This window comes from Citrobacter sp. ABFQG, assembly GCF_004322975.1.
GTDB lineage: Bacteria > Pseudomonadota > Gammaproteobacteria > Enterobacterales > Enterobacteriaceae > Citrobacter > Citrobacter freundii.
Genome location: NZ_CP036435.1, coordinates 1,248,099 through 1,260,489 on the forward strand (window position 1 = coordinate 1,248,099; position 12,391 = coordinate 1,260,489).

12 protein-coding genes are annotated in these 12,391 nt (G+C 53.8%); 9 read left to right on the top strand and 3 right to left on the bottom strand.

The features are described from left to right. The first annotated feature begins 1 nt into the window (after window position 1). A complete protein-coding gene (locus WN16_RS06095) occupies window positions 2–346 on the top strand; it encodes a gamma-glutamylcyclotransferase (RefSeq protein WP_003025723.1) in 345 nt (114 codons plus the stop codon). Between the two features lie 104 nt (window positions 347–450). Here WN16_RS06095 and ppa read toward each other — a convergent pair whose 3' ends face one another. Next, window positions 451–978: an inorganic diphosphatase gene (ppa, locus tag WN16_RS06100; RefSeq protein WP_003025726.1), complete on the bottom strand. Its 528-nt coding sequence runs from the start codon at window positions 976–978 to the stop codon at window positions 451–453. Window positions 979–1,287: 309 nt separating this feature from the next. Between ppa and ytfQ the strand changes: the two genes are divergently transcribed. The 5 genes from ytfQ (at window position 1,288) to WN16_RS06125 (ending at window position 7,090) form a co-directional block, all read left to right on the top strand. Then, a complete protein-coding gene (ytfQ, locus tag WN16_RS06105; RefSeq protein WP_003025728.1) occupies window positions 1,288–2,244 on the top strand; it encodes a galactofuranose ABC transporter substrate-binding protein YtfQ in 957 nt (318 codons plus the stop codon). Between the two features lie 103 nt (window positions 2,245–2,347). Beyond that, window positions 2,348–3,850, top strand: coding sequence for a galactofuranose ABC transporter, ATP-binding protein YtfR (gene ytfR, locus WN16_RS06110; protein ID WP_044699161.1), 1,503 nt, complete (start codon window positions 2,348–2,350; stop codon window positions 3,848–3,850). Window positions 3,851–3,863: 13 nt separating this feature from the next. After that, window positions 3,864–4,886: a galactofuranose ABC transporter, ATP-binding protein YtfT gene (gene ytfT / locus WN16_RS06115; protein WP_008323019.1), complete on the top strand. Its 1,023-nt coding sequence runs from the start codon at window positions 3,864–3,866 to the stop codon at window positions 4,884–4,886. Continuing rightward, window positions 4,873–5,874 (top strand): galactofuranose ABC transporter, permease protein YjfF, encoded by a 1,002-nt coding sequence (gene yjfF, locus WN16_RS06120; RefSeq protein WP_003025736.1) that lies wholly within the window; start codon window positions 4,873–4,875, stop codon window positions 5,872–5,874. The genes ytfT and yjfF overlap by 14 nt, the downstream gene beginning before the upstream one ends. 103 nt (window positions 5,875–5,977) lie before the next feature. Beyond that, window positions 5,978–7,090 carry a methyl-accepting chemotaxis protein gene (locus tag WN16_RS06125; protein WP_072213460.1) on the top strand — a complete coding sequence of 371 codons (1,113 nt, stop codon included), beginning with the start codon at window positions 5,978–5,980 and terminating at the stop codon, window positions 7,088–7,090. A gap of 114 nt (window positions 7,091–7,204) precedes the next feature. Here the strand turns inward: WN16_RS06125 and fbp are convergent, their stop codons facing one another. Further along, a complete protein-coding gene (fbp, locus tag WN16_RS06130) occupies window positions 7,205–8,203 on the bottom strand; it encodes a class 1 fructose-bisphosphatase (protein ID WP_003025742.1) in 999 nt (332 codons plus the stop codon). A 175-nt stretch (window positions 8,204–8,378) separates the two neighbouring features. On the opposite strand from fbp, the gene mpl reads away from it, so the two are divergent. After that, window positions 8,379–9,758 (top strand): UDP-N-acetylmuramate:L-alanyl-gamma-D-glutamyl-meso-diaminopimelate ligase, encoded by a 1,380-nt coding sequence (gene mpl, locus WN16_RS06140; RefSeq protein ID WP_044699158.1) that lies wholly within the window; start codon window positions 8,379–8,381, stop codon window positions 9,756–9,758. Window positions 9,759–9,865: 107 nt separating this feature from the next. Here mpl and yjgA read toward each other — a convergent pair whose 3' ends face one another. Further along, window positions 9,866–10,417 (bottom strand): ribosome biogenesis factor YjgA, encoded by a 552-nt coding sequence (gene yjgA / locus WN16_RS06145; protein WP_003025750.1) that lies wholly within the window; start codon window positions 10,415–10,417, stop codon window positions 9,866–9,868. A 95-nt stretch (window positions 10,418–10,512) separates the two neighbouring features. Here yjgA and pmbA point away from each other — a divergent pair, with 95 nt between their 5' ends. Both pmbA and cybC read left to right on the top strand, forming a co-directional pair. Further along, window positions 10,513–11,865 carry a metalloprotease PmbA gene (pmbA, locus tag WN16_RS06150; RefSeq protein ID WP_032937740.1) on the top strand — a complete coding sequence of 451 codons (1,353 nt, stop codon included), beginning with the start codon at window positions 10,513–10,515 and terminating at the stop codon, window positions 11,863–11,865. 46 nt (window positions 11,866–11,911) lie between these two features. Continuing rightward, window positions 11,912–12,298: a cytochrome b562 gene (gene cybC / locus WN16_RS06155; RefSeq protein WP_003025756.1), complete on the top strand. Its 387-nt coding sequence runs from the start codon at window positions 11,912–11,914 to the stop codon at window positions 12,296–12,298. Window positions 12,299–12,391: the final 93 nt, after the last annotated feature.

Here is a 12,391-nt window from a genome sequence, read left to right on the forward strand (position 1 = left end):
AATGCGAATATTTGTCTACGGCAGTTTACGAACCAAACAAGGCAACAGCCACTGGATGACCAATGCCCTGTTGCTGGGAAATTTCAGTATCGATAACTACCAGTTGTACAGCCTGGGCCACTATCCAGGCGCGGTTCCGGGAAATGGAACAGTACACGGGGAAGTTTATCGTATTGATAACGCCACGCTGGCAGAGCTTGACGCTCTGCGTACCCGTGGCGGTGAATACGCACGCCAGTTAATTCAAACGCCGTACGGAAGTGCATGGATGTACGTGTACCAACGTCCGGTTGATGGCTTAACGCTGATTGAAAGCGGTAACTGGTTAGACAGAGACCAGTACTGATGTGAACACGCCACCTTCGGGTGGCGTTGTTTTATGTACCTGTTGCACTTGTATCAGGGCACAAAAAAGCCCCGACATGCGGGGCTAAGCATCAAAAGTAAAACTTACTTCTTCGCGCGCTCGAAGGAAGCAACGATTTCAGCTTTAGCGGCTTCAGCGTTGTCCCAACCGTCAACTTTTACCCATTTGCCAGCTTCGAGATCTTTGTAGTGCTCGAAGAAGTGGGTGATCTGCGCTTTCAGCAGTTCCGGCAGGTCGGTCACATCTTTGATGTGATCGTATTCTTTGCTCAGCTTGGTGTGCGGTACAGCAACCAGTTTCGCATCTTCACCGGATTCGTCGGTCATTTTCAGTACGCCAACCGGGCGGCAACGAATCACTGAACCTGGCTCCAGCGGGTACGGAGTCGGGACCAGAACGTCTACCGGGTCACCATCCAGAGACAGGGTGTGGTTGATGTAACCGTAGTTGCACGGATAGAACATCGCGGTGGACATGAAGCGGTCAACGAACAGGGCGCCGCTCTCTTTGTCAACTTCGTATTTGATCGGATCTGCGTTAGCAGGGATCTCGATAACAACGTAGATATCTTCCGGCAGGTCTTTACCGGCAGGGACGTTGAGTAAGCTCATGTCTGTTTCCTTTAAATAAGCTATGGCAAACAAGTGGCGGGTATTATAGCCAACTCGCGCGGAATGTCTCCGCTTGTTTTCGCTTTCTCTGCGTGCATTTTCTTCTTTTTACCTCTCTCTCGTGACAGAAAAGTCCATATCTTCAGCCGCATTTTTCATAGCGAGATGAAAGCGATTACAAAGTTGTGATTAACGTTTTATTTACTTTTTTGAAGTGTGATGTAACGCAATCCGTTACATGCTCAATTGTCTATAGTTTTTTCGCAACGGTTAATTAACCAACAATAATCACCCTACGAGGACGCACTTATGTGGAAGCGCTTACTTTTAGTCACAGCAGTTTCGGCAGCCATGTCGTCTATGGCAATGGCAGCCCCTTTAACCGTAGGATTTTCGCAGGTTGGCTCTGAATCCGGCTGGCGTGCAGCAGAAACCAACGTCGCGAAAAGCGAGGCCGAAAAGCGGGGAATTACGCTGAAAATCGCTGATGGTCAACAAAAGCAGGAAAACCAGATTAAAGCAGTTCGCTCATTTGTTGCCCAGGGCGTCGACGCCATCTTTATTGCGCCGGTCGTGGCAACAGGTTGGGAGCCGGTTTTAAAAGAAGCGAAAGATGCCGACATTCCGGTCTTTTTGCTTGATCGTTCCATCGATGTAAAAGACAAATCTCTCTATATGACCACCGTCACCGCCGACAACGTGCTGGAAGGCAAATTGATCGGCGACTGGCTGATTAAACAAGTGGACGGCAAGCCGTGTAACGTCGTTGAGCTGCAAGGGACCGTCGGGGCCAGCGTGGCGATCGATCGTAAAAAAGGCTTTGCTGAAGCCATCGCCAGTGCGCCAAACATCAAAATTATCCGCTCTCAGTCCGGTGACTTCACCCGCAGTAAAGGGAAAGAAGTGATGGAGAGCTTTATCAAAGCAGAAAACAACGGCAAGAACATCTGCATGGTTTACGCCCACAACGATGACATGGTGATCGGTGCTATCCAGGCGATCAAAGAAGCGGGTCTGAAACCCGGCAAAGATATTCTCACCGGTTCTATCGACGGCGTACCGGATATCTACAAAGCGATGATTGACGGTGAAGCCAACGCCAGTGTCGAACTGACGCCGAATATGGCGGGTCCGGCATTCGACGCGCTGGAGAAATTCAAAAAAGACGGCACGATGCCTGAGAAGCTGACCATTACCAAGTCGATCCTTTATCTGCCGGATACGGCGAAAGAAGAGTTAGAGAAGAAGAAAAACATGGGCTACTAAGCCTTCATGAAAATGCCGGGGGGGCTGCGCTTGCCCGGCCTACATTACGCTCTTTTGTAGGCCGGATAAGCGTAGCGCCATCCGGCGTGATGCAGGGGGAATCATGACCACCGACCAACATCAGGAAATCCTCCGCACCGAAGGATTAAGCAAATTCTTTCCCGGCGTCAAAGCGTTGGATAACGTGGATTTCAGCTTGCGTCGCGGTGAAATTATGGCGCTGCTGGGGGAAAACGGAGCCGGCAAATCGACGCTCATCAAAGCGCTGACCGGCGTTTACCATGCAGATCGCGGCACTATCTGGCTCGAAGGCCAACCGATCTCCCCCAAAAACACCGCCCATGCCCAGCAACTGGGGATTGGCACCGTGTACCAGGAAGTGAACCTGCTGCCCAATATGTCGGTTGCCGATAACTTATTTATTGGCCGTGAGCCGCGGCGTTTTGGCCTGCTTCAGCGCAAGCAGATGGAAAAACGCGCGACGGAGCTGATGGCGTCATACGGTTTTTCCCTTGACGTGCGTGAGCCGCTGAACCGCTTTTCCGTGGCGATGCAACAAATTGTCGCCATCTGTCGGGCGATTGATCTCTCCGCGAAAGTGCTGATCCTCGATGAGCCGACCGCCAGCCTCGATACCCAGGAAGTTGAAATGCTGTTCGGCCTGATGCGTCATCTGCGCGATCGGAGCGTCAGCCTGATCTTCGTCACTCATTTCCTCGATCAGGTTTATCAGGTCAGCGATCGCATCACCGTTCTGCGTAACGGCGGCTTCGTTGGCTGCCGTGAAACCCGGGAATTACCGCAAATTGAACTGGTCAAAATGATGCTGGGTCGCGAACTGGATACCCATGCGCTACAGCGTGCGGGACGCACATTGCTTAGCGATAAGCCGGTGGCGGCCTTTAGCGACTTTGGCAAAAAAGGCACCATCGCGCCGTTTGATCTACAGGTGCGTCCCGGTGAGATCGTTGGTCTCGCAGGGCTGCTGGGATCCGGGCGAACGGAAACGGCAGAGGTGATCTTCGGTATTAAACCCGCCGACAGCGGAAGTGCGCTGATCAAAGGCAAACCGCAGACCTTGCGATCGCCGCATCAGGCTTCGTGTCTGGGTATCGGTTTCTGTCCGGAGGATCGCAAAACGGATGGCATTATTGCCGCCGCTTCGGTGCGGGAAAACATCATTCTGGCATTGCAGGCGCAGCGCGGTTGGCTGCGGCCTATCCCACGGAAAGAACAAAACGAGATTGCCGAGCGTTTTATCCGCCAGCTCGGAATTCGCACCCCCAACGCTGAACAGCCGATCGAGTTTCTCTCCGGCGGCAATCAGCAAAAAGTGTTGCTCTCGCGCTGGTTACTGACCAAACCGCAGTTCCTGATCCTCGATGAACCCACGCGTGGGATCGACGTCGGCGCGCATGCGGAGATCATCCGCCTGATCGAAACGCTGTGCGCGGATGGTCTGGCGCTGCTGGTCATCTCATCCGAACTGGAAGAGTTAGTGGGCTATGCCGATCGGGTCATTATTATGCGCGATCGCAAACAAGTGGCCGAGATCCCACTGGCTGAACTGTCCGTACCGGCGATCATGAACGCCATTGCGGCCTAAGGAGACTATGGTGATGCCTCAATCCCTCCCTCAATCCAATCCGCCTAAACGGCGGTTCCGTTGGCCAAAGGGGATGCCACAACTGGTGGCGCTACTGCTGGTGCTGCTGGTGGATAGCCTGGTCGCCCCGCACTTCTACCAGGTGATTTTGCAGGATGGTCGGCTGTTTGGTAGCCCGATTGATATTCTCAACCGCGCCGCTCCCGTGGCGCTGTTGGCGATTGGTATGACGCTGGTGATTGCCACCGGCGGCATCGACCTTTCCGTGGGGGCCGTCATGGCTATTGCTGGCGCCACTACTGCGGCGATGACGGTGGCCGGGCACAGTCTACCGGTGGTGCTGCTTGCCGCCTTAGGCTCCGGCATTCTGGCTGGGCTGTGGAATGGGATTCTGGTGGCCATACTCAAGATCCAACCGTTTGTCGCCACGCTAATCCTGATGGTGGCCGGGCGTGGAGTGGCGCAGCTTATCACTTCCGGGCAAATCGTCACTTTCAACTCGCCCGAGCTGTCGTGGTTTGGTAGTGGCTCGCTCTTACTGTTCCCTACGCCGGTAATTATTGCATTGCTCACGCTGGTGGTGTTCTGGCTGCTGACGCGGAAAACGGCGCTGGGTATGTTTATCGAAGCGGTGGGTATCAACATTCGTGCGGCAAAAAACGCTGGGGTGAACACCCGCATTATCGTGATGCTCACCTATGTGCTGAGCGGCCTGTGCGCGGCTATCGCTGGCATTATCGTCACGGCGGATATTCGTGGGGCAGATGCCAATAACGCCGGATTATGGCTGGAACTGGATGCCATCCTGGCGGTAGTCATCGGTGGTGGCTCGCTAATGGGCGGGCGCTTTAACCTGCTGCTGTCGGTGGTAGGCGCGTTGATTATTCAAGGCATGAACACCGGGATTTTGCTGTCGGGCTTCCAGCCGGAACTGAATCAGGTGGTCAAAGCCGTGGTGGTGTTGTGTGTGCTGGTCGTGCAATCACAACGCTTTATCAGCCTGATAAAAGGAGTGCGTGGTCATGATAAAACGTAATTTACCGCTGATGATCACCCTCGGCGTGTTTGTGCTGGGCTACCTTTACTGCCTGACGCAGTTTCCAGCTTTTGCTTCCACCCGGGTGATTTGCAATATCCTGACCGATAACGCTTTTTTAGGGATTATCGCCGTGGGCATGACCTTCGTGATCCTCTCTGGCGGGATCGACCTTTCCGTTGGCTCGGTGATCGCGTTTACCGGCGTATTTTTGGCGAAGGCCATTGGCTATTGGGGTATTTCCCCGCTGCTGGCGTTCCCCCTGATTTTGCTGATGGGCTGCGCGTTTGGCGCGTTTATGGGGTTACTGATTGATGCGCTGAAGATCCCAGCATTCATTATTACGCTGGCGGGAATGTTCTTCCTGCGCGGCGTCAGCTATCTGGTTTCAGAAGAATCCATCCCGATTAACCATCCGATTTATGACACGCTCTCAAGTCTGGCATGGAAAATTCCTGGCGGCGGTCGCCTGAGCGCGATGGGGTTGTTAATGCTGGGCGTGGTGGTGATTGGCATCTTCCTTGCGCATCGTACGCGCTTTGGTAATCAGGTTTACGCCATTGGCGGCAACGCCACCTCTGCTAACCTGATGGGCATTTCTACTCGCAGCACAACGATCCGCATTTATATGCTGTCTACCGGGCTGGCGACGCTTGCCGGCATTGTGTTTTCCATTTACACCCAGGCGGGTTATGCGCTGGCGGGCGTTGGCGTTGAGCTGGATGCGATTGCCTCAGTGGTGATTGGCGGAACGCTGCTAAGCGGCGGCGTGGGAACGGTGTTGGGTACGCTATTTGGCGTGGCGATCCAAGGGCTGATCCAGACCTACATTAATTTTGATGGCACATTAAGTTCCTGGTGGACGAAGATCGCGATTGGCATTTTATTGTTTATTTTTATAGCGTTACAACGCGGCCTGACGGTGCTTTGGGAAAATCGTCAAAGCTCGCCGGTTACCCGAGTGGGTACGGCGGCAACACCAAAGTAACATCCTGATTTTGCACAAAACATTTAAATACCTAAACTTTTTCCGGTTGTAGTCGATAGGTTCTGTACAGGTCTGTTTTAACCCTACAACCGGAAATATAACGATGCCAAAATCCCTTTCAATTCGATCAAGTTTGTTGGTGTTATTGTCTTTGCTGACTTTCCTTCTGTTACTGACCGGTGGTATGGGGCTATATGCCTCTACGCGTGTCATTACCTCATTGATTTATCACGGTATTATGAGCGCTGCGATGTTGACTGCTATCACATTGCTGGCGGTTATTTGGTTTATGCTACGAAATAAGTTTCTCAAACCGCTGGATAATATGGTTGAGCAACTGGAACGTCTGGCGACGGGGGATTTATCACCGGTTACCACGCTGTCGGCCAGCGCTGAATTCAACCGCCTGAACGCGGCAATGGATGACATGCGCCATGCGCTGGGCGACTCGGTACAACGCGTACGCGATGCCAGTTCGCAAATTGATATTGGCAGTCGTGAACTGACGGCCGGGAACCAGCATCTGGCGCAACGAACTGAATCGACAGCCACTTCACTGGAGCAGACTGCCGCCAGCATGGAAGAACTCACGGCGACGGTGAAACAGAATGCGCAGAACGCGGAACAGGCTCACCAACTGGCAAAATCGGTGTCGGATACCGCCGATCGCGGTAGTGAAATGGTGTGCTATGTGATCGAGAAAATGCGCGATATTTCCGGCAGCTCCAGCCGAATCGCCGACATCCTCAGCGTAATCGACGGTATTGCTTTCCAGACCAATATCCTGGCGCTCAACGCTTCCGTTGAAGCGGCGCGCGCCGGTGAGCAGGGGCGGGGCTTTGCGGTTGTTGCAGGTGAAGTACGTAATCTGGCCAGCCGCAGCGCCGAGGCGGCCAAAGAGATCCGCACGTTAATCAGTGATTCACACACCCACGTAGGGGAAGGTAGTGAGCTGGCGCAGCAGGCGGGCGAAACCATGGATGAGATTGCCAATGAAGTCATGCGCATGACCAAACTGATGCGTGAAATTGCCAGTGCGTCCCAGGAACAGAGTCGCGGCATAGAGCAGGTGAATATTGCGGTGATTCAGATGGATGAAACGGCGCAGCAAAATGCGGCGCTGGTACAGCAGTCGTCAGCGGCTACCCGCTCGCTGGAAGAACAGTCTTCAGCGCTAATCGAAGCAATGGCCGTATTTAAGCTACAGACAGCGTAACCGTGCGTAGGCCGGATAAAGGCGTTTACGCCGCCATCCGGCAATATCACCGTATTGTGCCGGATGGCACTTCGCTTATCCGGCCTGCAACGTGCTGTAGGCCGGATGTTGCGCTTACGCGTCCGGGAACTCGCGGATAAAGCGTTCTACATCTTCAACCATATGGTCGTTACCCACGAAGAAGGAGCGGCGCTGGTGCAGGCTTTCCGGGATGATATCCAGAATACGATTTTTACCGTCGCTCGCCTTGCCGCCCGCTTGCTCGGCCAGCAGGGCCATTGGGTTGCATTCATACAGCAGACGCAGTTTCCCTTCCGGGTGGCTGGCGGTGCTTGGGTACAGGTAGATCCCGCCTTTCAGCAGATTGCGATGGAAGTCCGCAACCAGAGAGCCAATGTAGCGCGAGGTGTACGGGCGCTGGGTTGACTTATCTTCTTCCTGGCAGAATTTAATGTACTTCTTCACGCCGTTCGGGAATTTGATGTAGTTACCTTCGTTAATGGAGTACGTGCTGCCTTTCGCCGGGAAGCGCATACGTTCCTGGCTGAGGCAGAATACGCCCAGAGAAGGATCGTAGGTGAAGGCGTGCACGCCACAGCCGGTGGTGTACACCAGCATGGTGGAAGAACCATAAACCACGTAACCTGCAGCAACCTGCTTGTTGCCCGGTTGCAGGAAATCCTCTTCCGTGACCGGAGTACCGACTGGGGTTACGCGGCGGTAAATAGAGAAAATCGTACCGACAGAGACGTTAACATCGATGTTGGATGAGCCATCCAGCGGATCCATTAGCACAACGTATTTAGCGTGTTCACAGCCTTCAAAGACGACGATTTCATCTTCTTCTTCCGAGGCAATGCCCGCCACAATGTCGCGCGCCTTCAGTGCAGCTTTTAGTTTTTCGTTCGCGAACAGATCGAGTTTTTGCTGAACCTCTCCCTGCACGTTCTCAGCACCGCTGGCACCCAGGATATCGACCAGACCGGCCTTGTTGATATCGCGGTGGATGATCTTGGCGCCCAGCTTTATTGCCGACAACAAAGCAGTGAGTTCACCGGTAGCATGAGAAAACTCGTGCTGCTTTTCGACAATAAATTCACCTAACGTTTTCATAACACTTTCCCTGCAATTTATGTGGAGTAAAGCGACCGCAACAATATTAACAAATATTTTCATTGTTGCGCTTAGGTGAATCGCGCCAGCAAACTGCGGAATATCCTGAAATGCGTTTCTCACTTGCCGGACATGTGCGTAAAATGGCCCCCAGATTAAAAAAGGATAGTGACGTATGCGCATTCATATTTTGGGAATTTGTGGCACTTTCATGGGCGGTCTGGCGATGCTGGCGCGCTCGCTCGGTCATGAAGTAACCGGTTCGGACGCCAATGTGTATCCGCCGATGAGTACCTTACTTGAGAAGCAAGGCATTGATCTGATTCAGGGTTACGATGCCAGCCAGCTCGACCCGCAGCCGGACTTAGTGATCATCGGCAATGCCATGACCCGTGGTAATCCGTGTGTGGAAGCGGTTCTCGAGAAGAACATTCCGTACATGTCTGGCCCGCAGTGGCTGCATGACTTTGTATTGCGCGACCGCTGGGTACTGGCAGTTGCGGGTACGCACGGCAAAACCACCACCGCCGGAATGGCGACCTGGATCCTCGAAGCCTGTGGCTATAAGCCTGGCTTTGTGATCGGCGGCGTACCGGGTAACTTCGAGGTTTCTGCGCGTCTGGGCGAAAGCGACTTCTTCGTGATTGAAGCGGATGAGTACGACTGCGCGTTCTTCGACAAGCGTTCTAAATTCGTGCATTACTGCCCGCGTACGCTGATCCTCAACAACCTTGAGTTCGATCACGCGGACATCTTTGACGATTTGAAAGCGATCCAGAAACAGTTCCACCATCTGGTGCGTATCGTGCCGGGCCAGGGACGCATCATCTACCCGGAAAACGACATCAATCTGAAACAAACGATGGCGATGGGCTGCTGGAGCGAACAAGAGCTGGTGGGCGAACAAGGTCACTGGCAGGCGAAAAAACTGACCACCGATGCTTCTGAGTGGGAAGTGTGGCTGGACGGTGAAAAAGTCGGTGAAGTGAAGTGGGGCCTGGTGGGCGAGCACAATATGCATAACGGTCTGATGGCGATTGCGGCCGCGCGCCATGTGGGCGTCGTGCCTGCAGATGCAGCTAATGCGCTCGGTTCATTCATTAACGCCCGTCGTCGTCTTGAGCTGCGCGGTGAAGCCAATGGCGTGACGGTGTATGACGATTTTGCCCATCACCCGACGGCCATTCTGGCAACGCTTGCGGCGTTGCGCGGTAAAGTGGGCGGTACGGCGCGCATCATCGCAGTGCTGGAGCCTCGCTCGAACACCATGAAAATGGGCCTGTGCAAAGACGATCTGGCGCCGTCGTTAGGCCGTGCGGACGAAGTGTTCCTGCTGCAACCTCCGCATATTCCGTGGCAGGTAGCCGAAGTCGCTGAAGCCTGCGTTCAGCCGGCACACTGGAGTGGAGATGTGGATGTCCTGGCAGATATGGTGGTGAAAACCGCGCAGCCAGGCGATCACATTCTGGTGATGAGCAACGGCGGATTTGGTGGTATTCATCAAAAACTGCTGGATGGCCTGGCGAAGAAAGCTCAGGCAGAAGCGGAAGAGTAAAAAAATGCCCGGTGGCGCTACGCTTACCGGGCCTACAACGTGTTAACGGATTGTAGGCCGGATAAGGTGATTGCACCGCCATCCGGCACTTTCGGCAGACGAAGAGGTTAGGCCTCGTTTTCCGCCAGTTCACGCAGATACTGGAAGATCTGGCGGGAAGATTTTGGCGGCTTGTTGCCCGCTTTTTCTTTCCTGGCGTTACGTACCAGCGAACGCAGTTGCTGGCGGTCGGCGTCAGGCCACAGATTCATCACTTCTTCGATGGCTTCATCGCTACCGTCAACCATACGGTCACGCAGTTGCTCCAGCTTATGGAAAACAACGACCTGCTGGTTGTGGCGATTTTTCAGCTTGTCCAGCGCCTGACGGATAGGATCAACATCGCGCTGGCGCAACATTTTGCCAATCAACTGCAACTGGCGGCGACGTCCTTCCATCTTAATACGCTGGGCCAGCTCAATGGCGGCACGTAAATCCGCATCAAGCGGGATCTTATCCAGCGCGTTTTTCCCCAGATCAACCAGTTCCGCACCCAGGCGTTTTAACTCCTCGGCATCGCGTTTAATTTCACTTTTACTGACCCAGATAATTTCATCGTCTTCGTCTTCGATGTCATCACCGGGAACGTCGTCGAGCCAGTCTTCAGGCTGCTTTGTCATTTCAGGCTCCTTAAAAAAAGAGGCTAATGTTACCAGTTAAGATGCGCACTGAAAAACGGTTCTCTGTTAGACTTCAGAGAAACTCTCTCTACATTATGGCATTTGCGATGAAAGTAATCTCACAAGTTGAAGCGCAGCGTAAGATTCTGGAAGAAGCAGTCTCGACGGCACTGGAATTAGCGTCAGGTAAGTCGGATGGCGCGGAAGTCGCTGTGAGCAAGACCACGGGTATTAGCGTCAGCACCCGTTATGGTGAAGTGGAGAACGTCGAATTCAATAGCGATGGTGCACTGGGGATTACGGTTTATCACCAGAACCGTAAGGGCAGCGCATCGTCCACCGATTTAAGCCCGCAGGCGATTGCACGCACCGTGCAGGCTGCGCTGGACATTGCACGTTACACTTCGCCGGATCCGTGCGCAGGCGTGGCAGATAAAGAACTGCTGGCCTTTGATGCGCCCGATCTGGACCTGTTCCACCCGGCGGAAGTTTCCCCTGATGAAGCCATCGAACTGGCCGCTCGTGCTGAACAGGCGGCGCTGCAGGCTGATAAGCGTATCACCAATACCGAAGGCGGCAGCTTTAACAGCCACTATGGCATCAAAGTGTTTGGTAACAGCCACGGCATGCTGCAGGGCTACTGCTCCACGCGTCATTCCCTTTCCAGCTGTGTGATCGCGGAAGAAAATGGCGATATGGAACGCGATTACGCCTACACCATTGGCCGGGCGATGGGCGATCTGCAAACGCCGGAGTGGGTAGGGGCTGACTGTGCTCGCCGCACCTTATCTCGTTTGTCGCCGCGTAAGCTGTCCACCATGAAAGCGCCGGTGATTTTCGCCAACGAAGTGGCGACCGGACTGTTCGGACACCTGGTCGGCGCGATCGCCGGCGGTTCGGTGTACCGCAAATCCACCTTCCTGCTGGATTCGCTGGGCAAACAAATTCTGCCGGAATGGCTGACTATTGAAGAACATCCGCACCTGCTGAAAGGGCTGGCGTCTTCACCGTTCGACAGCGAAGGGGTACGGACCGAACGCCGTGACATCATTAAAGAAGGCGTGCTGACTCAATGGCTGTTGACTAACTATTCCGCACGTAAGCTGGGGCTGAAGAGCACTGGGCATGCGGGCGGGATCCACAACTGGCGAATTCCGGGACAAGGTCTAAGCTTCGAGCAGTTGCTTAAAGAGATGGGCACAGGCCTTGTGGTTACCGAGCTGATGGGCCAGGGCGTAAGCGGCATTACCGGCGATTACTCGCGCGGTGCGGCGGGCTTCTGGGTCGAAAACGGCGAAATTCAGTATCCGGTGAGTGAAATTACCATCGCCGGTAACTTAAAAGAGATGTGGCGCAATATTGTGACCGTGGGGAACGATATTGAAACGCGCAGTAATATCCAATGTGGTTCGGTATTGTTACCGGAGATGAAAATCGCCGGGCAGTAATACTCGTTAAGGCGTTAATTTTTAATAATAAAAAAGGAAGTGAGCAATGCGTAAACACCTGTTAGCGATCGTCGCGGCTTCAACGCTGGTTCTTGGTTCTTCTGCGTTTGCAGCCGATCTCGAAGATGACATGGGGATCCTCAACGACAACCTGAAAATTGTCGAAAAAACGGATAATGCGACTGAACTGAAAGACGCGTTAACCAAAATGCGTGCAGCCGCGCTGGACGCGCAAAAAGGTACGCCGCCGAAGCTGGAAAACAAATCCCCGGACAGCCCGGAGATGAAAGATTTCCGCCACGGCTTTGACACGCTGATCGGCCAGATTGACGGCGCGCTGAAGCTGGCGAACGAAGGTAAAGTTAAAGAGGCGAAAGCCGTTGCGGAAGAGCTGAAAACCACGCGCAACGAAAACCACAAGAAGTTCCGCTAATCTGCGCTACCCGGCCTGCATACCCGTAGGCCGGATAAAATCCCCCGCTACTGCACGCCCCATAAGTAAACGCTATCCCCATCACATTTTTTC

What these genes read in the sequence shown, in the direction of transcription:
- WN16_RS06125 (WP_072213460.1), top strand. Translation starts at nt 5,978, where the DNA reads ATGCCAAAATCCCTTTCAATTCGATCAAGTTTGTTGGTGTTATTGTCT.
- ppa (WP_003025726.1), bottom strand. Translation starts at nt 978, where the DNA reads ATGAGCTTACTCAACGTCCCTGCCGGTAAAGACCTGCCGGAAGATATC.
- ytfT (WP_008323019.1), top strand. Translation starts at nt 3,864, where the DNA reads ATGCCTCAATCCCTCCCTCAATCCAATCCGCCTAAACGGCGGTTCCGT.
- mpl (WP_044699158.1), top strand. Translation starts at nt 8,379, where the DNA reads ATGCGCATTCATATTTTGGGAATTTGTGGCACTTTCATGGGCGGTCTG.
- cybC (WP_003025756.1), top strand. Translation starts at nt 11,912, where the DNA reads ATGCGTAAACACCTGTTAGCGATCGTCGCGGCTTCAACGCTGGTTCTT.
- pmbA (WP_032937740.1), top strand. Translation starts at nt 10,513, where the DNA reads ATGGCATTTGCGATGAAAGTAATCTCACAAGTTGAAGCGCAGCGTAAG.
- yjgA (WP_003025750.1), bottom strand. Translation starts at nt 10,417, where the DNA reads ATGACAAAGCAGCCTGAAGACTGGCTCGACGACGTTCCCGGTGATGAC.
- ytfR (WP_044699161.1), top strand. Translation starts at nt 2,348, where the DNA reads ATGACCACCGACCAACATCAGGAAATCCTCCGCACCGAAGGATTAAGC.
- ytfQ (WP_003025728.1), top strand. Translation starts at nt 1,288, where the DNA reads ATGTGGAAGCGCTTACTTTTAGTCACAGCAGTTTCGGCAGCCATGTCG.
- WN16_RS06095 (WP_003025723.1), top strand. Translation starts at nt 2, where the DNA reads ATGCGAATATTTGTCTACGGCAGTTTACGAACCAAACAAGGCAACAGC.
- yjfF (WP_003025736.1), top strand. Translation starts at nt 4,873, where the DNA reads ATGATAAAACGTAATTTACCGCTGATGATCACCCTCGGCGTGTTTGTG.
- fbp (WP_003025742.1), bottom strand. Translation starts at nt 8,203, where the DNA reads ATGAAAACGTTAGGTGAATTTATTGTCGAAAAGCAGCACGAGTTTTCT.